General features: G+C 70.0%; 18 protein-coding genes. 10 read left to right on the top strand and 8 right to left on the bottom strand.

Features of this window, described 5'->3' with window-relative positions; translation table 11 throughout:
- Positions 1-7: 7 nt before the first annotated feature.
- From Aau02nite_RS45125 to Aau02nite_RS45145, 5 genes are all read left to right on the top strand, one after another.
- Positions 8-5,815, top strand: a complete 5,808-nt coding sequence (locus tag Aau02nite_RS45125) for an AAA family ATPase (protein ID WP_212994858.1) — start codon at positions 8-10, stop codon at positions 5,813-5,815.
- 187 nt (positions 5,816-6,002) lie between these two features.
- The gene (locus Aau02nite_RS45130; protein ID WP_212994859.1) at positions 6,003-6,578 is read left to right on the top strand and encodes a DUF1697 domain-containing protein; all 576 of its coding nucleotides are present in this window, start codon (positions 6,003-6,005) and stop codon (positions 6,576-6,578) included.
- 239 nt (positions 6,579-6,817) lie between these two features.
- Positions 6,818-7,177, top strand: coding sequence for a response regulator (locus Aau02nite_RS45135; RefSeq protein ID WP_212994860.1), 360 nt, complete (start codon positions 6,818-6,820; stop codon positions 7,175-7,177).
- Between the two features lie 5 nt (positions 7,178-7,182).
- Positions 7,183-8,655: a DUF7125 family protein gene (locus Aau02nite_RS45140; protein WP_307857988.1), complete on the top strand. Its 1,473-nt coding sequence runs from the start codon at positions 7,183-7,185 to the stop codon at positions 8,653-8,655.
- A gap of 156 nt (positions 8,656-8,811) precedes the next feature.
- A complete protein-coding gene (locus tag Aau02nite_RS45145; RefSeq protein ID WP_212994862.1) occupies positions 8,812-10,926 on the top strand; it encodes an ATP-binding protein in 2,115 nt (704 codons plus the stop codon).
- A 26-nt stretch (positions 10,927-10,952) separates the two neighbouring features.
- On the opposite strand, the gene Aau02nite_RS45150 is transcribed toward Aau02nite_RS45145, so the two are convergent.
- The 4 genes from Aau02nite_RS45150 to Aau02nite_RS45165 are packed head-to-tail and all read right to left on the bottom strand — an operon-like array spanning position 10,953 to position 15,845.
- A complete protein-coding gene (locus tag Aau02nite_RS45150) occupies positions 10,953-11,819 on the bottom strand; it encodes a universal stress protein (RefSeq protein ID WP_212994863.1) in 867 nt (288 codons plus the stop codon).
- On the bottom strand, positions 11,816-14,458 hold the full coding sequence (locus Aau02nite_RS45155) for a cation-translocating P-type ATPase (RefSeq protein WP_212994864.1): 2,643 nt from the start codon (positions 14,456-14,458) through the stop codon (positions 11,816-11,818). Before Aau02nite_RS45155 ends, Aau02nite_RS45150 begins: the two co-directional genes overlap by 4 nt.
- Before the next feature lie 50 nt (positions 14,459-14,508).
- The gene (locus tag Aau02nite_RS45160; RefSeq protein ID WP_212994865.1) at positions 14,509-15,510 is read right to left on the bottom strand and encodes an Acg family FMN-binding oxidoreductase; all 1,002 of its coding nucleotides are present in this window, start codon (positions 15,508-15,510) and stop codon (positions 14,509-14,511) included.
- Positions 15,511-15,548: 38 nt separating this feature from the next.
- Entirely contained in the window at positions 15,549-15,845 is a 297-nt protein-coding gene (locus Aau02nite_RS45165) for an SPFH domain-containing protein (protein WP_212994866.1), read from the bottom strand.
- Positions 15,846-16,262: 417 nt separating this feature from the next.
- Between Aau02nite_RS45165 and Aau02nite_RS45170 the strand changes: the two genes are divergently transcribed.
- The 3 genes from Aau02nite_RS45170 (at position 16,263) to Aau02nite_RS45180 (ending at position 18,051) form a co-directional block, all read left to right on the top strand.
- Positions 16,263-16,877, top strand: coding sequence for a DoxX family membrane protein (locus tag Aau02nite_RS45170; RefSeq protein ID WP_212994867.1), 615 nt, complete (start codon positions 16,263-16,265; stop codon positions 16,875-16,877).
- Positions 16,878-17,044: 167 nt separating this feature from the next.
- Positions 17,045-17,692 (top strand): nitroreductase/quinone reductase family protein, encoded by a 648-nt coding sequence (locus tag Aau02nite_RS45175; RefSeq protein WP_281421198.1) that lies wholly within the window; start codon positions 17,045-17,047, stop codon positions 17,690-17,692.
- Positions 17,692-18,051 carry a hypothetical protein gene (locus Aau02nite_RS45180; protein ID WP_212994868.1) on the top strand — a complete coding sequence of 120 codons (360 nt, stop codon included), beginning with the start codon at positions 17,692-17,694 and terminating at the stop codon, positions 18,049-18,051. The genes Aau02nite_RS45175 and Aau02nite_RS45180 overlap by 1 nt, the downstream gene beginning before the upstream one ends.
- Positions 18,052-18,127: 76 nt before the next feature.
- On the opposite strand, the gene Aau02nite_RS45185 is transcribed toward Aau02nite_RS45180, so the two are convergent.
- The 3 genes from Aau02nite_RS45185 to Aau02nite_RS45195 form a co-directional block, all read right to left on the bottom strand.
- Positions 18,128-18,940, bottom strand: coding sequence for a hypothetical protein (locus Aau02nite_RS45185; protein ID WP_212994869.1), 813 nt, complete (start codon positions 18,938-18,940; stop codon positions 18,128-18,130).
- Positions 18,937-19,434 carry a SigE family RNA polymerase sigma factor gene (locus Aau02nite_RS45190; RefSeq protein WP_212994870.1) on the bottom strand — a complete coding sequence of 166 codons (498 nt, stop codon included), beginning with the start codon at positions 19,432-19,434 and terminating at the stop codon, positions 18,937-18,939. Before Aau02nite_RS45190 ends, Aau02nite_RS45185 begins: the two co-directional genes overlap by 4 nt.
- 174 nt (positions 19,435-19,608) lie before the next feature.
- Entirely contained in the window at positions 19,609-21,867 is a 2,259-nt protein-coding gene (locus Aau02nite_RS45195; protein WP_212994871.1) for an MMPL family transporter, read from the bottom strand.
- Positions 21,868-22,042: 175 nt separating this feature from the next.
- Between Aau02nite_RS45195 and Aau02nite_RS45200 the strand changes: the two genes are divergently transcribed.
- Together Aau02nite_RS45200 and Aau02nite_RS45205 are read left to right on the top strand one after the other, a co-directional pair.
- A complete protein-coding gene (locus tag Aau02nite_RS45200) occupies positions 22,043-23,218 on the top strand; it encodes a sensor histidine kinase (protein WP_212994872.1) in 1,176 nt (391 codons plus the stop codon).
- Positions 23,190-23,852, top strand: a complete 663-nt coding sequence (locus tag Aau02nite_RS45205) for a response regulator (RefSeq protein ID WP_212994873.1) — start codon at positions 23,190-23,192, stop codon at positions 23,850-23,852. Before Aau02nite_RS45200 ends, Aau02nite_RS45205 begins: the two co-directional genes overlap by 29 nt.
- A gap of 11 nt (positions 23,853-23,863) precedes the next feature.
- Here the strand turns inward: Aau02nite_RS45205 and Aau02nite_RS45210 are convergent, their stop codons facing one another.
- On the bottom strand, positions 23,864-24,109 hold the full coding sequence (locus Aau02nite_RS45210) for a hypothetical protein (protein WP_212994874.1): 246 nt from the start codon (positions 24,107-24,109) through the stop codon (positions 23,864-23,866).
- Positions 24,110-24,387 lie beyond the last annotated feature (278 nt).

Genomic DNA, 24,387 nt, shown 5'->3' on the forward strand with positions numbered 1-24,387 from the left:
GGTTGCCATGGAAGCTGTTTCAGCGCTGTGTCTGACCGGCGGACTGTCGGAGGCGATGGTCCAGCACCCAGAACCGATTCCCCGGGTGTCCCGTTCGTCGTTACGGCATCCGGGTTGGCTGCCGATAGTAGTAGCGATGACTGACGCCGAGGGGGCCGAGCGCGACGCCGGGGCAGTGCGGCCCGGTGGCACCGTACTGTATGAGAGCGAACGCGCCCGGGTGATCCGGTCGCCCGCCGCGGGCGGGGAGCCCGGTGGCGTGATCTGGAAGGAGCCCCTGGGCCCGGGCGCCGCCGAACGGCTTCGCCGGGAGGTGGCCATTCTCTCCCGGTTGGCCGGCGTCCCGGGGGTGGCCCAACTGGCGAAGGCGGCTCCGGGCGCGACCGGATTCGCGCTGATCGATGTCGGTGGCGTCTCGCTCGCCGACTTGCGGGGCCTGAGCCGGGCCGGTCACGGGGTGCGGACCCGTACCGAAGTGCTCGATCTGGTCTCCTTCGCGTTGAGCCTGGTCCAGGTGCTGGCGGGGGTGCACCGCGCGGGAGTGCTGCACCTGGACGTCAACCCCGCGAACATTCTGGTGGCCGGGCCCGGGCAACAGCCGTTCCTGATCGACTGGGACCTGGCGTCGACCGCACCGGAGCAAGTGCTCGGCTTCGTGCACGAGACCACGCTCGCCGGGACGCCGGCCTACCTGGCCCCCGAGCAGACGGGCCGCACCGGCCGAGGCGTCGACCACCGCACCGACCTGTACGCCGTCGGTGCGACCTTGTACGAGCTGGCGGTGGGCGCGCCGCCGTTCGGGGAGCAGAGCGCCGACATGCTCGCACTCATCCACGATCACCTGGCGCGCATCCCCACCGCGCCCAGTGAGGCGAACGAGGCGGTGCCGACGATTCTCTCCGACATCATCCTGAGACTGCTGGAGAAGGAACCGGACCGGCGGTACCAGAGCGCCTCAGGGCTGGTGCACGACCTTGCGCGGCTGCGGGCCGCTCTGCTCGCAGCCGACCCCATCCAGGACGTCCGGTTCGTCCTTGGCGAGCACGACTTCCCGATGCGGATCTGCGCGCCGTCCCGGCTGGTCGGCCGGGAGGCCGAGCTGGATGCGCTGCGGAGGGCCTTCGACCTTGCCATGACCGGTCAGGAACGGGTCCTGCTGATCACGGGCGGTCCCGGGGTCGGCAAGACCGTGCTCGCCGGGGAGCTGCGGCCGATCGTGGCGGCAGCGGACGGTTGGTACGTCCAGGGCAAGTTCGACCAGTACCGGCAGGACGTCTCCACAGACGCGGTGGCGCAGGTGATGCGGGCCCTCGGCCGGCTTCTGCTGGCCGAACCGGAGGCGCAGGTGAGCGCGGTGCGGGCGCGGATCGCGCGGACCGTCGGCGCGGACGCCGGTCTTGTCGCCGCGGTCTGCCCCGAGTACGCCATCCTGCTCGACGTGGTGCCCGCGCAGCTCGATGTCGGCGACACCCGTCGATTGGCCGTTCGGTTGCGCCAGGCCGCACTGGGCGTCCTTCGTGCCGTGGTCTCGCCCGAACGGCCGATCGTCATGGTGATCGACAACCTGCAGTGGGCGGGCGCGTACCCGATCGAATTCCTGGACGCAGTCCTGACAGCCGAGGATCTGCCCGGCCTGCTGTTGGTCGGTGCTTACCGGGACTGCGAGGTGGACGGTTCCCCGTTCTCGGCCATGCAGGCACGCTGGGCGCGACTCGACGTGGCCCCGGCGCGGCTGAACCTGGTGAACTTGCCGCCGGCGCACCTCGGCACCCTGCTGGCGGGCATGTTGCGGATGCCTGACGAAGGGGCCGCCGACCTCGCCGACGCGATCAACGTGCACACCGCCGGCAATCCGTACGACACGGTGGAGTTGGTCAACGCCCTACGTCGCGAGGGGATCCTCAGAGCCGACGACGCCGGCTGGCGATGGGATGCCGGCGAGGTCCGGACCCACATCGGCATCGGTGACATCGCCCATCTGCTGGCCGAGCGGATCGGACATCTACCCGCCGGCACGGCGCAATTGCTCGAGGTCCTCGCCTGCCTCGGCGGGGAGGTGGAGGTAGCCCTGTTCGCGGTCGCCACCGGCCTCGACGTGGCCGACGCGGTCGAGTCACTGATGCCGGCCCTCGAGGACGGTCTGCTCGTGATGGTCCACGACGCTGCGCAGGCGGTCCGGTTCCGGCATGAGCGGGTCCAGCAGGCCGCGATCGCCCGGCTGGGCGCGCAACCACGCTCCTTGTTGCACGTGGAGCTGGCCCGGCGGCTGGCCGCGCACGCGCACCTTCAGGAGGCCGCAGCCGAGCAGTACCTGGCCGGTGTGGCGGACGTGACGGACGCGGCGGAGCAGTACCGGGTGGCCCAGCTGTTCCAGGCGGCGGCGGCGCAGAGCCGGCTCATCAACCAGCCGCAGGCAGAGCGTTTCCAGGCAGCCGCACTCACCCTGCTCCGGACCGGCCCGACCGACCCCTCGGGCGCGGCGAACGAGCTGGTCACGCGTTTGTTGATCGACCGGCACGCGTCGTTGGTCAATCTCGTGCGCCTGGAAGAAGCCGATCAGCTCTACGAGGAGATCAAGCGGCGCGTACCCGACCCGGTTGATTCGGCCGTGACCGCCGCTCTGCAGATGACGAGCCTGACCCGACGGGCCCGCCCGCACGAAGCTGTGACTTTGGGTATCGATCTGTTGACCGAACTCGATTTTCCGCCACCTGCCCCGGACTCCATCGCCGCGGAGCTGGAGCGCGGCATGGACGTGCTCTACCGCTGGGTCGCCGAAGGCCCGTCACCCGACGAGCTCGACCGGTCGGAGTCCGGCGATCCGCGGGCCGTGGCCGCGGCCCGCCTCATTGCACGGATCGTTCCCGCCGCCTTCTACTTTCAGCATCCGCTGTTGCCATGGTTGATGTTCACGGCACACCGGCTCTGGGCCGAGCACGGCCCCAGCCGGGAGCTTGTGCCCTGCTTGGGCGCCATCTCCGTGCTCGGCATCTCGATCCGGCAGGACTACGCGCTCGGCTACCGCGTCTGCCGGCGGGTCTTGAGCGTCAGCGAGGCCCACGCCTACGAGCCGGAGACCGCACAGCTGCGCGACACCCTCGCCACCTTCGGCACGCCTTGGTTCGAGCCCCTCGAGGAGGTGGCCCGGCTGTCCCGGACCGCCCGCGAGTGTCTGCTGCGCTACGGGGAACTGCAGTTCGCCTCCTTCGCCTACATCAACACCTTGTGGGCGATGCTCGACTGCGCCCCGACCCTCGATGACTGCGTGGTCGAGAACCGCGCGGCGATGGCTCTGTGGGCCCGTAGCGGCGACGAGAGCCTCACCGCGGGCGGCCGGAGTTACCAGCAGTTCCTGCGCTGTCTGCGCGGCGAGACCGATGCGCCGGGGAGCTTCGACGACAGCGAGTTCGACGAGCTCGCGTACCTGGCCGAGACTTCCGAGAACTCGGCCGCCGTCTGCAAACTGCACTACCTCCGAGCGCTCGCGGCGGCCGTCTTCGGCGATGTCGCAGGGCTCACCTCGTACTCGGCGTCAGCGATCCGCCTGGTGCACCATCGCCCAGGGCTGTACTCGTCGGCGATGATCTATCTCCTGCACGGACTGGCTGTGGCGGCGGCAGCCACCGCGGCGCCACCGAGCGAGCGGCCCGCTCTGCTGGCCGAGTTCGACGCCGACCGGAGCTGGCTGGCGGCCCGCGCCGGCACCGCCCCCGAGAACTTCGCACACCTGGTGAGCTGGCTCGACGCCGAGCGTGCCTGGGCCCAGGACGACTTCCGCAGCGCCGTCCGGCACTTCGACGCGGCGATGAGCCGGTCCGGAAGCCGCCGTCCCGGGCACGCGGCGATGATCACCGAACGGGCCGCACGCTTTCACCTGGCCCACGGCCTGGACCAGGTCGGCCGGATCCTGCTCGCGGAGACCCGCGACCGGTACGACCGCTGGGGAGCCGACGCCAAGGTCGTCGCGCTGCACCGGGAGTTCCCGTCCCTGCGGTCGTCGCACGGCCGGGCCGGCAACCGGTTGCGCGGCTCCGCACACAGCACCATGGCCTCGTCCGACACCATCGACCTGCTGGCGGTGGTGAGGGCCTCGCAGGCACTCAGTTCCGAGACGAACCTCGACACCCTGCGGATCCGCGTCGTGGAAGTACTCACCGCGCTGACCGGCGCGACCTCCGTGCGGCTGCTGCTGTGGAACGAGGACGCGCGGGACTGGTTCCTGCCGGCCTCCGACGGCCAGAACGGCCGGGATCCGGAGGCCGCCCTGCGCGCGGGAGAAGCCGGCGCGGCGGGAATGATCTGCCTTTCCGCCTTCCGGTACGCCGAGCGCACCCGGGAACCACTCGTCGTACCGGACGCGACCTGCGACGACCGCTTCTCCCGCGACCCGCACCTGAAGGGCATGAGCAGTTGCTCACTGCTGGTCATGCCGATCATCAGCCGGGGCACGCTCCGGGCGATGCTGCTGATGGAGAACACGCTCAGTCCCGGCGTCTTCAGCAGCTATCGACTGGACGCGGTCGTCCTGATCGCCGGACAGCTCGCGGTCTCGCTCGACAATGCCCTCGCAGAGCGGTTCCGGTCGCTGGTCCAGCGCTCCTCCGGGCTCACGCTGGTGTGCGATCGCGAGGGGATCCTGACCTACGCCAGTTCCGCGTCGGCGGACATCCTGGGAGCCCAGGACGTGTCGCTGGTCGGTCGCCCGGTCGTCGAGCTGGTTGATCCGCAGGACCGCGACGGGTTCACCGCGTGGATCGGCGACGGCGGGCCGGACAGCCAGTTGCTCGAGTGCCGGGTGACGCGCACCGATTCGGGCCCGCGCTGGGTGGAGATCAGCCGCACCGATCTGACCGCCGATCCCGCGGTCGCCGGGTTGGTCCTGCACCTGCGGGACGTGAGCGAGCGGCGACACCTGGAGAGCGAGCTGCGGCACGCGCAGAAGCTGGAGTCCGTGGGACAACTGGCCGCCGGCGTGGCCCACGAGATCAACACCCCGATCCAGTTCATCTCGAACAACCTGCTCTTCATCGCCGAGTCCATCGACGGCATCACCGCACTCCTGGAGGAGTACCGGCAAGCCATCGCCGATCCGATCGGCCCGGATCGGCTGGAGGCGCGGCGGCAGGCGTTCGCGAAACGGGAGGCGGACCTCGACCTGGAGTTTCTGCGCGAGGAGCTGCCGTTGGCGGCCGGTCAGGCCCTGGAAGGCACCGAACGGGTCTCCAAGATCGTCCGCGCGATGAAGGCGTTCGCGCACCCCGGCGGCGACCAGAAGAGCCTCGCCGACGTGAACGAAGCGATCCGCACCACCCTGACCATCGCGAACAGTGAGATCAAACTTGTTGCGGACGTCGTGCTGGACCTCGACGACCTCCCCCCGGTGTGGTGCAACGTCGGAGACATCAACCAGGCCGTCCTCAACCTGGTCGTCAACGCCGCCCACGCGATCGGCGAAGCCGGTGCGACCGGACGCGGACGCGGCACCCTCACCGTACGAACCCGCGCTGAAGAGGGGGTCATCGTCATCGAGGTCGAAGACACCGGGAACGGGATCCCGCCCGAGATCGCCGACCGGGTCTTCGAGCACTTCTTCACCACCAAGCCCGTCGGCGTCGGTACCGGGCAGGGCCTGGCGCTCGCCTACACCCTCATTCACGACCGACACGCCGGCACCATCACCTTCACCTCCGAACCCGGGATCGGCACCACCTTCACCATCCGCCTACCGCAACCTGCCGGCAGCAACCAACCGTCCTCAGCTCAGACCAGCCGCCCCCTCTTGGCTGGGCCGCACCCTTCAACCCGCTCGGGTTGAACCTCGTGCTGTGCAACACCGCTACCGGGGCCGTCCACCTCAAGGCGCTCAGCGCCGGTCCGCGCCGCTGGGCTGCGGGCACCACGACCCACACCCGTTCCCGTCCGCCGTGTTGGCCGGGAGAAGCCACCGCGTGCGTATCCTGCGGTCAGGGCCTTTCGGCTCCACGACGATGCGGCGGTGGGTCATGCTTCACATCTCGTTCCTGCGGGGACTGAACGTGCCCGGTCGGTCGGTGAAGATGGATCACCTGCGCGGCCTCTTCACCGATATGGGTTTCACCGGGGTTCGCAGCTACATCCAGAGTGGCAACGTCTTCTTCGAGTCCGACGAGACCGATCAGGACGTGCTGGCGCGGCGGATTCGTACCCGGCTGAGTGAACGACTCGGCTACGACGTAGCGGTCTGTCTGCGTACGGTGCCGGCCCTGGAGGCCGTGGTGGCGCTCGACCCGTTCCAGGCCGTGACGCTCGCTGATGACCTGCGGTTCTGCGTCGTCTTCACCACCGCGCCGGTGCCGGACGATCTCGATTTGCCCCTGGTCTCGCCGAAGGGCGACATGGAGATCGTCGGGGTGAGCGACCACGAGGCGTTCGTGGTCTGGCACCTGATCGGAGGACGGGCGCCCGCGGCCAAGGGTTTCCAGGAGCGGATCCTCGGACGGGACGCGACCACCCGCTACTTCCACACGGTCGTCAAGATCTTGGCCGCGGCCCGGTGGACCTCGCCTGCGTGCACGGATGGGGTCGATGACCGCGGGTGAGGCGGGTGCTCGGGTCAGCCGAGGCGTGGTGGCAGGTCAGCGGGCCGAGCGACTCACTGGATTGCGTGTTGTCGAGTTCCTTCTCCCGCAATCGGTAAATGATATGTTTTGCCCACAATACTGTTGAGGTCGTCTTGACGTTTTCATCGTGTCCCGCCTTGCCCCTGGACCCCGGACGGACGGACACGCGCTGTCGACGGCGATCGTGTGGGGGATCACCTTCGGGGTAGGGGCTGTCGTTGTTCAAGATCTTGGTGGTCGACGACGAGCCTGACCTTCGCTACCTCCTGCGCAGAATTCTCAGCCGGGCGGGTCATGAGGTCACCGATGCCGGTCACGGTGCCGCCGCGTTGCAGGCCGTGCGCGCGTGCGCCCCGGATCTGGTGATCACCGACATGATGATGCCGGTGATGGGCGGGGCCGAGCTGATCCACCGGTTGCACACCGACCCGGCCACGGCGCGGATCCCGATCCTCGCGGTGACCGGGGACGCCCACCTCGCCGGCGGCGCGGACGCGGTGCTGCCCAAGCCCTACCGGTCGGCCGAGATCCTGGCGGCGGCGAACGCACTACTGGCACAGAAGGCGGACCACGAATGATGCGCATGACAACCGGTGTTGCCGGCCTCGACGTGGTCCTCGGGGGTGGTCTCGAGCCCGGCTCGGTCACCGTACTGGCCGGCGCACCGGGCGCGGGTAAGACGATCCTGGCCCAGCAGATGTGTTTCGCCAACGCCAGCGCCGAGCGCAAGGCGATCTACTACACGACCCTGTCGGAGCCGCATTCCAAACTGGTCCGGCACCTCGATGCGTTCGACTTCTTCACCCCGCAGGCGTTGGGGTCAACGGTGGAGTACCTGCACCTGGGCGATCTCATCCGCGACGACCGGCCCGGCCGGATGGAACCGCTGGTCGACGAGGTGGTCCGCAAGGCGATGGACGAGCAGCCCGCCGTGGTGGTCATCGACAGTGCGAAGGCGCTGCGGGACTTCACCGGCGAACGGGAACTGCGGATGGCGTTCTACGACCTGACCAGTCGCCTGGCGCATACCGACGCGGCGCTGCTGCTGATCGGTGAGTACACCCCCGCCGAGATGGCCGCCGACGTCGAGTTCTCCCTGGCCGACACCATCATCCACCTTGTGTATGAGCCCCGCGAGCCGATCGACCGGCGGTGGCTGCGGGTGCTGAAGATGCGCGGCACCAATCACCTGGAAGGCAAACACACCTTCCGCATCGGCGCGTGCGGCTTCGAGGTGTTCCCCCGCATCGAGACCGTCGATCCCGGCGCCCCGGCACAGGTCACAGGCCGGATCTCCAGTGGGGTTCGCGGCCTCGATGAGCTGATGGGCGGCGGGATCGGCGCCGGTGAGGCCACCGTCCTGCTCGGCCCGTCCGGGATCGGTAAGACGATCTTCGGGTTGCGCTTCGTCGCCGAAGGCGTGGCCCACGACGAACGCTGTCTCTACGTCACTTTTCAGGACACCCCCGACCAACTGATCAAGATGGCGGCGGGATTCGGATGGAACCTCGAAGGCGCCCGGGCCAAGGGCGACCTCATCGTGCACCACGTGCCCCTCGGCGAACTCGACCTGGACATCCTGAGTACGCGAATCCGCGCGGAACTCGCCGAGGGAAACGTCCATCGGGTCGTCATCGACAGCCTCGCCGAGATGGTGTTCGCCGCGCTCGAAGCCGAACGCTTCCCCGCCTACGCCCGCAGCCTGACCGGACTCATCCGGGCCGCAGGGGCCTCGCTGCTGATCACCAGCGAGACCACCACTCTCGGCCCCAGCCCGGAACCAGTGGGCGGCACCTCCTTCCTGTTCCACAACCTGATCCTGATGCGCTACATCGAGCAGAACTCCGAAACCGGCCGCGCGCTCAACATCGTCAAGATGCGCAACAGCCGGCACAGTCGGCACCTGCACGAGTTCGACATCGACGAACACGGCATGAAGGTAGGGCCCGCCCTGCAAGAGGTCACCGGAACGCTGGGCTGGAGCGCCCTACGAGCTCCCGCCACAGACCCGGTGGAAAGCCCCGTCCTGGGGTACGTGACCCCCGCCACCAAGTAACCAACGGGCAACTCACGCACGCCACTTTCTGACTTCACCGACAACTTGTCACGGCCGGCGGTACGGTTTTCCGGAGACCGTCCGCGCCCCTGACGTGTTGGCGGATGAGGGCCACTTCATCGGGCACGCGACCTTCTCACAACCGAGGTGGTGGCGATGACCAGGGCACCGAGCTCTACACGGATCGAGTCCTACCGGGTCGACCTGAACGCGGTCATCGATCCCGCCGGTGGGGGAATCATCGCCATCGCGGGTTCCGGTGTGATCGCCCACTGCAACAAGACGGCGGCGATGCTGTACGGCTATCACGCTTCTGAGCTCGTCGGCCTCGACGCGGGGGTGCTCGTTCCGCCTGAGTTGAGGGCGGCGGAGTCTATTCTCCTGCAACGCGTCGCGGCGGGCGAGAATCCGGGGAGTCATCGCACCCAGCGGCTGCGCCGCGACGGGACTGTGGTGCCCGTGGTGTTGACGTACTCGCCCATCTACGACGCCGCCGATGCTGTCGTGGAAGTGGCGGTCATCGCGCATCAGGCCGGCGAACTGCCGGACGTCGGTGACGGCGTCGACGGCTATGAGGTGGTCAACCCTGACGGACAACCCGTCGATGATGCGGGCCGGCCCGGCGTGGACTGCCAGGACCTGCAGTTCCAGGCTCACATCGACACCGAGTACGCCAATGAGCGGGTGGAGGTCTCCGACGCCCAGGACCGTTTCGAGGCCGTATTGAGCCGCGAGCGCGCTCAGGAGAGGGTCGAGGTCGAGCAGGCCCAGGACCGGTTCCAGCTCAGGATGAGCGAGGAACGCGCTCAGGAGAAGGTCGAGGTCGAGCAGGCCCAGGACCGGTTCCAGCTCAGGATGAGCGAGCAACGCGCCCTGGAGAAGGTCGAGGTCGAGCAGGCCCAGGACCGGTTCCAACTCAAGATGGGCGAAGCACGCGCCCAGGAGAAGGTCCTGGTGCATCAGAGCCAGGACCAGTTCCAGACGCGGGTGAGGGAGGAACGCGCTCAGGAGAGGGTGGAGGTCGAGCAGGCCCAGGACCGGTTCCAGCTCAGGATGGGCGAGGAACGCGCCCAGGATCGAGCTGACCGGGAGCGCCTGCAGGCTCAGCTGCACCAGGGCCAGCGCCTGGAGATCCTCGGCCAGCTCGCCGGCGGGGTCGCCCACGATTTCAACAACCTGCTCGGCGTGATCCTCAACTATGCCGCGTTCGTCGCCGAGGAACTGGCCGCCGAACCGGGAGAGCGCCTGCGGTCGGCCGGCCGTGACGTCGACCAGATCCGACGCGCCGCGGAACGCGCCGCCGAGCTGACGCACCAGCTTCTCGCGTTCGCCCGCCGCGAGGTCGTCCAACCGCGGCCGCTCGATCTCAACCACGTCGTCAGGGACGTGGAAAGCCTGTTGCGCCGCACCATCGGCGACGACATCACCCTGTCGACCGACCCGGCTGCGGGGCTGTGGCTCGTGCTGGCCGACGCCGGCCAGATCGAACAGATTCTGGTCAATCTCGCGGTCAACGCGCGCGACGCGATGAGCGACGGCGGCACCCTGAGCATCGACACCGCCAACATCGTCATCGACACCCACGAGCTGCTGAACGCCGGCCGCTACGTGCGGCTGCGGGTCAGCGACACCGGCATCGGCATGCCGGCCGAGATCATCGAGCATGCCTTCGAGCCGTTCTTCACCACCAAACGCGACGGTGGGGGCACGGGTCTGGGCCTGTCGACCGTGTACGGCATCGTCGCCCAGACCGGGGGATCGATCACCATCCACTCACAGTCCGGAACCGGCACCACGTTCACCATCCTGTTGCCCGTGACCATGGAAGCCGTTGCCGTGGTCGATGAGCCGCTGCCGTATGAACGCGCCCCTTCCGGGGAGACGGTCCTCATCGTGGAGGATCAACAGGCGTTGCGGGAGGTCACCGAGCGCATCTTCGTCCGCAGCGGCTACCACGTGATCACTGCGCCGAGCGGCGTCGAGGCCGTCGCCCTCGCCGCCCGGTACGAGGGCGACATCCACCTGCTGCTCACCGACGTGGTCATGCCCAACATGCTCGGCAAGGAAGTCGCCGAGCGGATCCGGCAGGCCCGACCCGACATCGAGGTTCTCTTCATGTCCGGGTACGCCCAGCCGGTCCTGGCCTCCCAGGGCCGCCTCGACCCTGGCGTCAATCTCATCGAGAAGCCCTTCTCGGCGAAGGCGATCATCGAAAAGGCCGGACGCATCCTCAGTGGCCAGTTCGAGGGATTCCGCACCGTCAAGCCGTAGGCACAGGCCCATGCTTGCGGCATCGTTCATCGAATCACGGCGACAGGGCAGGCCGCGTGGTGGAGTACCGCGTGGCTGATCGAACCGAGGCGCCGGCCGGGGAACCGGGAGTGCCCGCGGGTTCCGAGGACGACGAGCTGGGCGCGCCTGCTGACGTCGACGATGGTGGTGGCGGCCGGTTCTGTCGTCAGCTGGCGGTGCACTGTGACGGTGGGGTACTTCCGGGACCAGCCTGACAGGGCTTCGTCCAGCATCTGGGCGTGGGCGTTCTCCTCGGGTCCGGTGTCGGAGAGCGCGGCGACAGCATGGTGGGAGATGGCGGGACGGTTCCACGCGTGTACCGCCCGCAGGTCGGCTCCGCGCAGGAAAGCCTCGTGGAAGGCGAAGCGCAGCGGGGCATCGTCAGTGGCGGAGCCGTCCACGCCGACCACGACATCACCGCTGGTCTGCTGGGCTCCTCGCGTGATCACCACGGGGCAGGCTGCGTGCGCGGCGACCTTGAAAGCGACGGAGCCGAGAAGCAGCTCGGCGAAGGCGCCGCGGCCGACGTGCCCGAGCACGAGTACGTCGGCGTGGGCGGATTCGCGGATGAGGACTGTGGCCGGGTCACCGGGGAGTACCTCGCAGGTCACCGGTACTGGATTGGTGACTGGTTGGACGGTGGCGGCGCGGTCGGTGGCGTCTCGGATGGCTTGCTGTGGTTCGGACAGGCGGTCGCCGGTGAGTTCCCCGGCGGGGTCGTTGTTCGCCCAAGCAGGGTGTCCTGCCCAGCGGTCACCGTAGACGATGCGCACCGCACGTTGGCGCAGCGCGGCTTCTCCGACGGCTACCTCGACTGCCGCCAGGCTGGGTACGGATCCGTCGACCCCGACGAGGATGGGTGGACCGGTCATGGCTGGCTCCTGTGGTTGCGGTTCGTGGTGTGCACACGCCGGTCGAGTCGAATCGCAGCGTAACCGAGGGTGGATACGGCGGTGACGATTATCAGGTCGGTGATCGCCGGCGCTTGCGTGCCGAGCAGGCTCTGCAGCGGTGGCAGGTAGAGGCCTGCGAGCTGCAGGATCAGTGCAGCGCCGACGGCGGCGAACAGCATCGGATTGGCTCGGGTGCCGGGCTGGGCCCGGGAGCCCAGCGCGACGGCGAGCTGGGTGACGCCGAGGGCGAGGAAGGTCAGGGTCTGCCACGGGCGGTCGGTGGCGTGTGCCCAGATGCCGACACCGATGGTGACCGCGGCGACGACCGTGCCCACCCGCAGGATGCGTTGCCACAGCCCGGCGCCGAGGATCGTCTCGGATGGCGGCCGCGGCGGCTGGTCCATGACGTCCGGGTCGACGGGTTCGCTGCCGAGGGCGAGACCCGGCAGGCCGTGAGTGATCAGGTTGATCCAGAGGATCTGCGCGGGCAGCAGTGGCAGCGCCAGGCCGACGAACGGTCCGGCCAGCATCACGGCGATCTCGGCGGCGCCGCCGGACAGGGCGTAGAGCAGGAAGCGGCGGATGTTGGCGTAGACGCGGCGGCCTTCCTCGGCCGCGGCGACGACGGTGGCGAGTTCGTCGTCGGCCAGGACCAGGTCGGCGGCTTGGCGGGCGACTTCGGTGCCGCGTTTTCCCATGGCGACGCCGATGTCGGCGCGGTGCAGGGCGGGGCCGTCGTTGACGCCGTCGCCGGTCATCGCGACGACCTGCCCGGCGGCGCGCAGAGCGTCGATGATGGCGACCTTCTGCTGCGGGGTGGCCCTGGCGAAGACCCGGGCGCCATGCCCGGCGCGTTCGCCGGGCTCGGCGGTACGGCAGTCGACCACGTCGTCGCCGTTGGCGATGATGCCGAGTTCGACGGCGATCGCGCCGGCGGTGGCGGGATGGTCGCCGGTGATCAGTACCGGGGTGATGCCCGCGCGTTGACACGCGGCGACGGTCGCGCCGGCCGAGGCCCGGGGCGGGTCGAGGATCGCGACGAGGCCGAGCAGGGTCAGGCCCTGTTCCGGGGAGCCGGAGCCGGTTGACGGTGTGTGGTCTGCCTGGGCTACTGCCAGGACCCGGTAGCCGTCCGCGGCGAGGGCGTCCGCGCGGGCCGCTGCCCGGTCGATCAGCTCGGCGGGATCGGCGAGGACTTCCGGTTGCAGAACGGCCTCGGGTGCGCCTTTGCAGACGGTCCGGGTTGTGCCGTCGGGGAGCCGGTGGGTTGTCGACATGCGTTTGCGGACGCTGTCGAACGGTTCCTCACCGATACGGGGCAGGTGGGTGTGGAGGGTTTCGCGGTCGATGCCGAGCTTCGCGGCGGCAGTGAGCAGGGCGACCTCGGTGGGGTCACCCACCGGCAGCCAGTCGGGATTGTCGCCACCGGGTGGCTGCAGCGAGCCGTCGTTGCACAACACGGCCGCGCGCAGAAGCTGCGACACGTCAGGGAGGTCGCCGTCGGCTACCACGGTGTCGTCGCGGCGGATGTCGCCGTGCGGTGCGTACCCGGATCCTTCGACCTGGGCTTCTCCGGTGGGGGTCCACAGCTGTCGCAGGACCATCTGGCCTTCGGTAAGGGTGCCGGTCTTGTCAGTGGCCAGGACGGTGACCGAGCCGAGGGTCTCGACCGCGGGCAACCGCCGGATGACGGCATGCCGCGCGGTCATCCGGCGCGCGCCGAGTGCGAGGCTGAGCGTGACGACAGCCGGCAGGGATTCGGGGACGGCCGCGACGACCAGGGTGATCGCGGTGACGATCATCAGCTGGAGCGGCTGACCCCGGAACACTCCCAGGGCCAGGACGACGGCGCACAGCACCAGGGCGCCGGCGGCGAGCAGCCGGCCCACCCCGGCGAGGCGGCGCTGCAGGGGGGTCATGGCGGGGGCGGTCGTCATCATGGCGGCGATGCGGCCCATGGCGCTGGCTGCGCCGGTCGCGGTGATGACGGCCTGCCCCCGCCCACGAACGACGACCGTTCCCGCGGACACGTCCGCTGCCACTCCGTCCGGGCCTGCGGATTTGTCGACCGGTGCGGACTCCCCGGTCAGCGCGGCTTCGTCGATCAGCAGGGCGCTGGCCTCGACGACGTGGGCGTCGGCCGGCACGATGTCGCCTTCCGCCAGGACGAGCAGATCACCGACGACCAGGTCCGCGGCCGGTACCTCACGGTGCTCGCCGTCGCGTACCACCCGGGCGGCGGGTGCGGTCAGCGCGGACAGGGCGGAGATCGCCCGTTCCGCTTTGACCTCTTGGATGACACCGACCGTGGTGTTCACGATGATCACGAACAGGATGACCGATGCGTCGGTGAAGTCGGCGGTGGCCAGCGTGAAGGCGGCGGCGGCCAGCAGGACCAGCACGAGCGGGTCACGCAGTTGCGCCACGATGCGACGCCACAACGGCGGCGGCCTGCGGGCCGGCAGGACGTTGCCGCCGTCACGGGCCAGCCGCAGCGCGGCGTCACCCGACGACAGACCGCTCGCCTCCAGCGCGGCGAGGGGCGCCGCGCCGGCCCCCGCGGAGGGCTGGGCGACGCCCGACGCATCCGGAGCGATCTGCAGATTGGGTACGGTCATGACAGGTCCTCGCCTTGCTGGATCGTGGTGGAAGCTCCGCGCGCCCCGCTTCAGAACCGTTCGATGACCTGCTCGGCGGGAAGCCGTGGGGTGTGCGGGGCGGCGGTGAGTGCCGGGTCACGGGTGGTGAAACGCAGCACGAGATGCGGACGGCCGACGCCGGCGAGCAGGCTCCGCATGCGTTCCCGGGTGACGGCCACCTCGATCGTGGCGCTCAGCGGCACCAGCGACAGGCCGAGTTCGGTGGCGGTGAGCCAGGCGGCTGACAGCGCTTCGCCGGCGCGGAGCCAGTCCACTTCGCCGTCCTCCGGTCCGTAGAGGATCGCGAACGCTGCGGCGTTGTCGTCCGATCCGGAGACGGACAGGTCACCGTGGTGACCGAAGTCGCGGCCCGGCACGGTCGTCCGGGCGGACCGATCAGGGATGACGGCGTCCGGGACACCGCTGCCCAGCAACCGGGTACCGCCGGCCCAATAGCGGAGTTCGGCCTGCCAGGCAAGGTCCTCGCCCTCCGCGCGCTGAGCCTGGTCGGCGGCGCCGGCCAGGTCGTACACCTGGTCCGGTCGCAGCAGATGCAGGCCGGCGCCGGTGGACTCGACGGCCGCGACCACGGCGCGAAGTTTGTCGGTGTGGACGGGTGTGCTCGGGGCGGGCCGGCGGTCGGTGTGCCGCAGCCCGATGGTCTGCCGGTGGCGTATCGCTGCGGGGGTGACCGGGATCCGGTGGTCGAGGCGCAGCTGGGCGAGGTGGTCGGGGTGCGCGGGATCCGGCATGCGGGCGAGGACGGTGTGCCAGCCGGCGGCCGCGATACTCACCAGGGCGTGATGCAGGGCGGCCCCGCAGCTGAGGATGGCGAGCCGGGAGTCGGGGTCGGTGACATCGAGTGCCCGGCTGTGATCGAGGTAGAGGTCGAGTTCGCTGCTGCTGAGACGCCAGCGCCACGGTTGCGTGTTGTGGATCGACGGGGCGTGGCCGGCCACGGTGGCGGCGGCGTGCAGGGCCCGGGCCTCAGCGCGGATGTCGATGGCCCGGATGGCAGCGTTGGCGGTCATGGTGGGTTCTCTCCTCGAAGGTTGAACGTCGGACCGGGTCACGGCGTGCGCGTCCAGGTCCGGTCGCGGATCTCGGGCAGGTCCTCGCCGGTACGGCGTACGTACGCGCGAGGCTCGGCGCGTTTGTCGACCATCGGCATGGTGCCGATCCGCAGGCTGACCCGGTTCAGCACGTCAACGAACGGGATGATCACGGTGAGGCCGGCCTTCCGGACGGCGATGACTTTGCCGAGCCGGAACAGGACTCCCTGCTCGTACTGCTTGACGACCTTCACGGCGAGGAACGCCAGAGCGAGATGCACCAGGATGAGGAGAGCGATCCACAGGGACCACATGAGGAGATCCTGACTTCGGCTGCAGCCGGATATTCGTGCCCGAGAACAGTCTGTGTGCGAAACGCACCTGGTCGCTGCGGCGGGCGAAGAAACGCCGAGACACACACAACGGCCAACTACCGGGCCACCGGGGTCCCGGGCGACACCTCAACCCTACGCCTGCTCACGGCGCCCGGCAGGGGCGCCCGTCAGCGGGCTCGACGAAATGCGCGTACGGTCATGGTGTCGCCCGGGACCCCGGTGGCCGTTGAGCCCGTCTCCGCCGACATCGGGTTGACGCGCCCTCGACCGGTCCGGCGTTCGCACAGGAGCACGGCTGCCACCCTGAGTAGGTGGCGCCGCCTCCCGAGTCATCCGTTGGTGCGCTGGACGCGCCGCGGAACATGTGCCATGAACACTTGAAGGAATGTGAGCGCGATGGTCAACATCGCCAACGATCACGAAGCCCCACCCGTGGCCACCACCGAACGACAACAACAGGGCTCGAGGCGCCACGTCGGCACCGAACCCGCCGGGGACAACGCGTTCTCGGTCACCGGCAGGACGGCTACCGCGACGCGGTACCTGCTGGCCGGTATCCGGATTGCTCTGGGCTGGGTCTTCCTGTGGGCGTTCCTCGACAAACTGTTCGGCCTCGGCCGTAGCACTCCCGCCGCGAACGCGTGGCTGGACGGCGGCAGCCCCACCGCGGGGTTCCTCGGCAAGGCCGCCACCGGCCCGTTCTCGGGCTTCTACAACGCGATCGCCGGCAACGTCGTCGTCGACGTGCTGTTCATGGCGGCCCTGTTCGGCATCGGCATGGCCCTGCTTCTGGGCATCGGAATGCGCATCGCGGCGGCCGCCGGTGCACTGCTGACGGTGCTGATGTGGACCGCGGTGCTGCCGCCGGCCACCAACCCGTTCATGGACGACCACCTCGTCTATGCCGCCGTCCTGGTCCTGCTCGCTCTGCTGGGCGCCGGGAACACGTGGGGTCTCGGCCGCCGATGGGCGGCGACCCCGTTCGTGCACCGCAACACCTGGCTCACGTAGAACCGAACGGCGTGCACGATCCGCCTGCCCGGCTCGTGCACGCCGCCACGGGTGGCAACTGAGCCGCCCGTGGCCGGCCTGCGTCCAGCACGCCGATCGCCCCACCGTCGTCCTCCCGAGACAGGTCACGCCCGACGGCATCTGTCGCACGGAATTGAGAGATACCCGTGACTACGATCCGCGTTCAGTTCGCCCGATGGCTGTACCAGCACGGCCGCCCCAACCGGCTGGCCCACGTCTTGAACCGGATATCCGCCTTCCAGTTCCGTAGTGGGAGACTGGCGCCGTACAACTGGGTGATGCTGGAGGTTCCCGGACGCCGCACCGGCAAGCCGGTGACGTTCCCCCTCGTCCTGGCGGACCACGAGGGCGAGCGCTACTTCGTGTCCATGCTGGGGGCCCGGGCGAACTGGGTGGCCAATGTGCGAGCCGCCGGCGGGCACGCCGTGATCCATCACGGGATACGCGAGAACGTCCTGCTCGAGGACGTCGACACCGACGCGCGCGGGCCCGTTCTGCGCCGCTATCTCGCTGTCGCTCCCGGCGCTCGGCCGCACATTCCCGTCGACCCGCGGGCACCGCTGTCCGACTTCGACCGTGTGGCCGCGCAGTACCCGGTCTTCCACGTCACCCACGATCCACCGCAACAGAAGGACCAACCGGCGGCGGTACGCACGGGAAGCCGTCTGCTCGGTGCCGGCCTGATCCTTCTCGGTACGGCGGTGGCGGCCGTGGCGGTGCTGAGGCCGCTGGTGTCGGGTCTGCTGCGCTACCGCACTTCACCGACGGGTCTGAACCAGAATTCTTCCCGCTGATGCTGGCGGTGTTCCTCCTGGCCGCCGCGCTCGTCCTTGAGGGCCCGGTCGGTTCCCGACTTCTCGGACGTTCACCGCTGTTCCGGTACGAGATCAGGCGGTGGGGCGACGGCACGATCCCCGACGTGGCCGAGGCCGTCGCCGGCCCGCACGTCGTCAGCGCCGACGCCACCCAGGCACAGGAGGTGTTGCGCCTGACGCCGCTTGTTCCCGCACTCGTCTGGGGCCGCGACTTCGACCTGAAGTTCCGGGCCTGGGACTTCGGGCTCCACATCCGTCAGCCCCCTCGCTACGGCCCGCGGGTGTTGCGGAGGGCCGACCGCGGGGGAATCAGCTTCGACACCCGGCCCTTCGCCTGACGGCGAGGCGAGGCACAGCGCCCGCCGCAGCCATGCCATCACACTGCTACTGAGGTCTGCGTTCCTGCGCGGCGGGTCAGCCGGTGATCTTCTCGGCGATGTCGGTGGCGATCGCGTCGAGCTGGGCGCGGGTGAACACCGGCACCGGTGCGGACGGCCCGCTGCCGTCGCCGCCGAAGTAGTTGACGGCGCTCAAGTGCACCGCGTGTCTACGGTCGGCCAGTTCCACGTCGACGCCGTAGAAATGCCAGCCTCGGCCGGGCTTGTCCACGTACCGGATGAGCCGCAACCCGGATGCGGTACGGGTGCTCTGGCAGTCGGCGATCGGGGGCGCGCATTCATACAGCGGCTCGCACGATTGCCCGGCCGCACACCCGACGTCTCGCAGCGACAGGTAGAAGCCGCCCTTGCGGCCGTCGGCGGTGACTCCGGACCGGGCCCGGAACATGCTGTCGTCCAGCGCGAACATCACCGGATGCCCGTCGGGTGTCCGCTTTTCGCCCGGCACGTCCGGCATGTAGATCCACCGCACGTCGGGAGCGTGCTCGGTCGCCGCCTGCTCCAGGACGGTCCGCAACCGGTCGAGGATCCGCTGCTGTCCGGCCGGCGTATCGGACTGCAGCCGGAACGCCGACGGGCTGGGCGACACCGACGGCGACAACGAGGGCGACGCGACGGCGGCCGGTGGGGCGGGTGCAGGGTTGGGGCCTCGTCCGGGCAGGAGACTGGCGCCGACCATGACGGCGGCGACGACAGCCACGGCGGTGGATCCGCCGGCGGCCAGACGACGGATCCGGCGGCGGCGACGGGTACGCCGTACGACGCCGTCCACGTCCACAGTCGACGGCGGTGCCGCGCCGAGGAGCTGGTCGAGCATGGCCTGGTTCACTGGTGCCTCCTCGTGGCGTGGCTGAGCGCGCGCAGAGACTCCAGGGCCCGCGCGGACTGGCTCTTGACGGTTCCGGTGGTGACGCCGAGCAGCTCGGCGGTCTCCTCGACCGAGTGGTCGAAGTAGAACCGCAGGACGACGACGGCCCGTTGCCGCCGCCCGAGCCGGGACAGCAAAGCGATCAGCTGCTCCCGGTCGGCGACCTGGTCGGGCGGGCTCCAGCCGGGGTCGGGTACGTCCTCGGCCGGGTGCTCGCGCCGCCACGGCCGGCGGTGTTCGTCGATCCAGGACCGGGTCAGGACGCGCTGCGCGTACGCGTCCGGGTTGTCGGCGGCCGACACCCGGCGCCAGTTCTCGTAGAGCTTGCCCACGACTGTCCCGACCAGATCGTCGGCCATGTGCCAGTCGTGGCACAGCAGGAACGCCGCCCGCCGCCAGCGTTCCATCCGGATGCCGACGAACTCCCGGAACTCGTCCTCCTCGGACCTTTTCACGGTCCTCCTCCCACACGGCTCTGCGGGCACGACGGAAACGCCGGTGTTCAGGGTTGCACGCTGGATGACTCCTCAGCCTGCGCGCCGACCGTTGGACCGACGGCATCCCAGGTCGTGGCCGGTTCAGGCGCCTCCGCCAGGGCGGGCGGAGGCGCCTCGCGGGCGAGGGGTTCCTCAGGGGATCCGGGCGAGCACCTGTGGATCGGCGTGCGTGCCGTCCCTCGCGGCGTCGGTGCCGGCCGGGCGTCCGGGTAGCACAAGGTCCAGCCACCTCGGAAGCCACCAGTTCGCCCGGCCCAGCAGCGTCATGGTCGCCGGTACCAGGACCATCCGCACCACCGTGGCGTCGATGAAGATCGCGGTGGCGAGGCCGAGCCCGAACATCTTGGTCGACGGGTCGTCGGCGATGGCGAAGGACAGGAACACCGCCACCATGATGAGGGCGGCCGAGGTGATCGTCCGGGCGGTGCCCGAGATGCCCTGCACGATCGCCTCGTTGTTGTCGCCGGTTCGCAGGTACTCCTCCCGTACGCGGGACAGGAGGAAGACCTCGTAGTCCATGGACAGGCCGAACAGGATCGCGAACAGGAACATGGGGATGAACGACACGATCGGTACCGTCGCCTCCAGTCCGATCAGCGCACCACCCCAGCCCCATTGGAACACCGCGACCATGACGCCGTAGGCCGCGCCGATGCTCAGCAGGTTCAGCAGCACCGCCTTCAGCGGTACGAGCACTGACCGGAAGGCCAGCATCAGCAGCACGAACGACAGCGCCAGCACGGCGGCTATGAAGATCGGTAGGCGTTGGCTGGTGCGGCGGCCGACATCGGACAGGCTGGCCGCTGCACCGCCGACGTGGGCGTGCGACGGGCCCTGCCCCACCGCGGCGGGGAGCACCTCGGCGCGTAGCCGGGCGACGGTATCGGCCGTGGCCCGCTCCTGCGGTCCGGTGGTGGGGAACACCACGAGGGTGGCGATCGCCGTGGCCTGATCGACCCGCGCCGGCAGGACCGAGGCGATGCCCTGGTCGGCGGCGATCGCTGCGGCGACCCGGCCCGCCGATCCTGGATCGCCCGCGAGGTCGACGGCGACGATGAGGGGACCGTTGGTGCCCGGGCCGAACCCGTCGGCGACGAGGTCGTACGCTCGGCGCTCGGTGCGGCTCTCCGGGAGCGAGCCGTCGTCGGGCAGCCCGACGCGCAGGCCGAGGACGGGCAGCGTCGCGGCCAGGAGCAGCCCGGCCGCGCCGACCGCGTACGGCACCGGATGCCGGTTGACGTGCCCGATCCAGCGCCGCCAGCCGGGCGCGGGCGCGGCGCCCGCCACCGCGACTCGCCGCTGCCCGGGCCGTGCCCGGCCGAACAGCCGACCCAGCGTCCCGACTCGGGCCAGGCGTGGGCCGGCGGCGCCGAGGAAGGCCGGCAGCAGCGTCACCGACGCGACCACCATGATCAACACGACGATGGAGACCGCGAGCCCGCCCATCGTCATGAACGGCACGTTCGATACCGCCATGCCGAGGATCGACACGACCACAGTGCCGCCGGCGAAGACGACCGGTCGCCCGGCCGTGGCCACCGCTCGCCCGGCCGCCTCGTGGGGCTCGAGCCCGAGCGCCAGGTACTCGCGGTGCCGGACGAGCACGAACAGCGCGTAGTCGATGCCTACTCCCAGTCCCACCATGCTGCCGAGCACCGGGGCGAATGTCGGGATCTCGGTCACCCGCGCGAGCACCGTCATCGTGGCGACGCCGACGGTGAGGCCGAACACCGCCATACCGATCGGCAGCGCGGCGGCGGTGAGCGAGCCGAACGCCAGGAACAGGATCGCCGCCGCGGCCAGGAGGCCGATCAGCTCGCCGGTGCCGCCGCCGGTGTCGGAGAAGGCGAAGAACAGGTCCCCGCCCATCTCGATGCGGAGCGGCATCTCGTCGCGCAGCCGGTCCCCGAGGTCGACGAGAGCGTCGAGGTCGTCGGCTGACAGCCGGCTCTGGTCGGGGTACTGCACGCGGACGACGGCGATCCGTCCGTCGGCCGACACCAGGCCGGACCTGACGGCGGCGTCCGCGCCCCGGCCGAGCGCCTCCGCCGGGTCGCTGGTGCCGAGCACGTGCGGGAGTCGCCTCGCCTCGGCCTGCAGCCGCGTCAACGCGGCGCGCGCCGGGCCGTCGTCGAAGAACGACGCCCCGCTGTCGACGGGGGTGACGACCACCTGGGCGGTCATCCCTTCCTGGCCGGTGCCGGCCCGCTCGATCAACTCAGCGGCCCGTTGGGAGTCCAGTCCGGGAGCGGTCATCGTGTCGGCGGTCCGGCCGCCGAAGGCGGTTGCGGCGAGGACCGCCAGCGCGGCGGCGAGCAGCCACGCCGCTATCACCTGCCACGGATGGCGGGCGGCGCTGCCACCGAGCCGGAAGAGAGCTTTCGAGAGCATGGGGGTCCTCCAACCACCTCGTCGGCCGCATTCGCACGACCGCCGATGACCAGGGTCGTCACGGCGGCGCCGGCGGACATCGGCCCGGAAGTCGCGGATCCGTCCGTCCCCGGACGGGGAGACGACCCGTTCTTTCGGCCGATGCGCGGCGCGGTGGGCTCCCTAGGCTGAGACCGTGCTGCGAGACGACGTGCGAACGCTGTGGACCGAACCGCGGTCCCCCGACGCCCCGGGCCGGGTGTGGCGGGACTGGGCGCTGCTCGCCGGGACTCTGGGCAGTGTGGTGCTGGAGGCCACGCTGCGGGACGACGTCGTGTGGCGGCCGGTTGCCGTGATGTTGGGCGTCTGGCTGGCCGTTCTGCCCCTGTGGCGCCGGACCCGCCCGCTGGCGATGATCACTCTGGCGTTCGGCGCGATCATCCTGCTTCAGGTGGCCACGGTGGTGGCCGATCCGCCGGAGCCGGTGGGTCTGTACTCCGGCATGGTGGTGCTCGTCCTGGTGTATGCGTTGCCGCGGTGGGGATCGGGCCGGGAGGTCGTGCTGGGCGTCGTCGTGATCCTCGCGGGCTTCGCGGTCTCGGTTGCGACGGACGACACCCCGGTCGGCGAGGAGATCGCGGGCCTCGTGTTCCTGCTCATGCCCGCGGTGATCGGGGCCTCCGTACGGTTCTGGGCGACTGCTCGAGAACGGCAGCTGGAGCGGGTGCGCTCCCATGAGCGGGAGCGGCTCGCCCGGGAGCTGCACGACACGGTGGCCCACCACGTCTCGGCGATGGTGATCCGTGCCCAGGCCGGCCGGGTGGTCGCGGGCGCTGACCCGGCCGCTGCTGTCGAGGCGCTGGAGGGGGTCGAGGAGGAGGGCGCGCGCACGCTGGAGGAAATGCGGGCCATGGTCGCGACCTTGCGCGACAGCGGCGCCGGCGCCGAGCTCGCACCGGCGGCCGGTGTCGCCGACCTGAAGCGCCTGCTGCGCGCCCCGGGGGTACGGCTGCGTGTGGACCTGGGCCTCGACGGTGACCTGGACGGGCTGCCCCCGGCCGTGGACGCGGCGGTCTACCGCATCGTGCAGGAGTCGGTGACCAACGCCATGCGGCATGCGGTGGACGCAACCGAGGTCATGGTCCAGGTCACCGGAGAACCGCAGATGGTACGGGTGACGGTCCGGGACGACGGCGCGCGAGCCGGCCGCGGTCGCGACGGGTACGGTCTGGCCGGGCTGCGAGAGCGCGCTGCCCTGCTCGGCGGGGAGCTGAGCGCCGGGCCGGGTACCGACCGGGGCTGGCAGGTCGAGGCGGAGCTGCCACGGGGGAGGGCGAACAACGGTGTCCATCCGCGTACTGGTCGCCGATGACCAGCCGGTCATCCGTACCGGGCTGCGCATCATGCTGAACGCCCAGCCCGACATCGACGTGGTGGGCGAGGCCGCCGACGGGCGCGAGGCGGTCCGGCTGGCCCGGGACCTGCGACCCGACGTCTGCCTTTTCGACATCCGGATGCCCGAGATCGACGGGCTGCAGGCCACCCGGCTGATCGCCGGTCCGGGCGTCGCCGATCCGATGGTCGTGGTCGTGATCACGACCTTCGATCTGGACGAGTACGTCTACGGCGCTCTGCGCGCAGGGGCACGCGGGTTCCTGCTCAAGGACGCGGGGCCCGAGCTGCTGGTGCAGGCCGTACGGTCGGCCGCCGACGGCGAGGCGCTCATCGCACCGAGCGTCACAGTGCGACTGCTACAGGCGTTCGCGGAGGTACCGACCGGGCGGCCCGCCGCTCAGCCGATCTCGCCGGTCACCACCCGCGAGGAGGAGGTGCTGCTGGCCGTCGCCCAAGGGCTGACCAACGTCGAGATCGCCGATGCCCTGCACATCAGCCTGAGCACGGTGAAGACGCACCTGGCGAGCCTGATGGCCAAGCTCGGCGCCCGCAACCGCGTGGAGATCGCGATGTGGGCCTACGAGACCCGCCGGATCGTCCCGAGACCTTGAGCCGGTAACCGTCAGGCACGGTGCCGCCCACCGCCGCCCGGCTTGGAAGCGTCCGTACCGTGTTCCCCGCGGGTCAGCGGGCTGCGCTCAACCGCTTGGTCGGTCGGCTCCTTGCCGACGGAATCCTCGTCCAGCCATTCATGCGGGGCGGCCGACACGTCGGTGCGCAGATCCGACAGCCAGTCTTCCAGATCGTCGTTTGTCCGGTCCCGATCAATAGGCTCACTGCTCGAGCCGGAATCTCCGGTGGCGCTCATCGTGGCGCATACTCCGATCAGCCGAGTGGGGTCACGGCGAGAGTAGCGGGCTTGGGCGAAGGGCTGATATCGCCCGATTTCAGCGCCACGGTTGCTTGAGCGGTTTCCCGCACATGGAACCGAGGACGGAAAGGCCGGTATGAGCAGTCTGGAGTCGTTGCGGCAGCTGCTGCGACAGTCGCACCACGCCAGGCCGGAGGATTTGCCGGAGATGGCCATGCGGGCCGCGCCGATGGTGGAGGCGACCGCCATGGTCGTCTACCTCGTGGACCATCAGC

It is taken from the genome of Actinoplanes auranticolor (assembly GCF_018332655.1).
GTDB lineage: Bacteria > Actinomycetota > Actinomycetes > Mycobacteriales > Micromonosporaceae > Actinoplanes > Actinoplanes auranticolor.

Excerpts from the sequence above, each read along its gene's own strand:
- Aau02nite_RS45125 (WP_212994858.1), top strand. The coding sequence starts at position 8 with ATGGAAGCTGTTTCAGCGCTGTGTCTGACCGGCGGACTGTCGGAGGCG.
- Aau02nite_RS45130 (WP_212994859.1), top strand. The coding sequence starts at position 6,003 with ATGCTTCACATCTCGTTCCTGCGGGGACTGAACGTGCCCGGTCGGTCG.
- Aau02nite_RS45140 (WP_307857988.1), top strand. The coding sequence starts at position 7,183 with ATGACAACCGGTGTTGCCGGCCTCGACGTGGTCCTCGGGGGTGGTCTC.
- Aau02nite_RS45145 (WP_212994862.1), top strand. The coding sequence starts at position 8,812 with ATGACCAGGGCACCGAGCTCTACACGGATCGAGTCCTACCGGGTCGAC.
- Aau02nite_RS45150 (WP_212994863.1), bottom strand. The coding sequence starts at position 11,819 with ATGACCGGTCCACCCATCCTCGTCGGGGTCGACGGATCCGTACCCAGC.
- Aau02nite_RS45155 (WP_212994864.1), bottom strand. The coding sequence starts at position 14,458 with ATGACCGTACCCAATCTGCAGATCGCTCCGGATGCGTCGGGCGTCGCC.
- Aau02nite_RS45160 (WP_212994865.1), bottom strand. The coding sequence starts at position 15,510 with ATGACCGCCAACGCTGCCATCCGGGCCATCGACATCCGCGCTGAGGCC.
- Aau02nite_RS45165 (WP_212994866.1), bottom strand. The coding sequence starts at position 15,845 with ATGTGGTCCCTGTGGATCGCTCTCCTCATCCTGGTGCATCTCGCTCTG.
- Aau02nite_RS45170 (WP_212994867.1), top strand. The coding sequence starts at position 16,263 with ATGGTCAACATCGCCAACGATCACGAAGCCCCACCCGTGGCCACCACC.
- Aau02nite_RS45180 (WP_212994868.1), top strand. The coding sequence starts at position 17,692 with ATGCTGGCGGTGTTCCTCCTGGCCGCCGCGCTCGTCCTTGAGGGCCCG.
- Aau02nite_RS45195 (WP_212994871.1), bottom strand. The coding sequence starts at position 21,867 with ATGCTCTCGAAAGCTCTCTTCCGGCTCGGTGGCAGCGCCGCCCGCCAT.
- Aau02nite_RS45210 (WP_212994874.1), bottom strand. The coding sequence starts at position 24,109 with ATGAGCGCCACCGGAGATTCCGGCTCGAGCAGTGAGCCTATTGATCGG.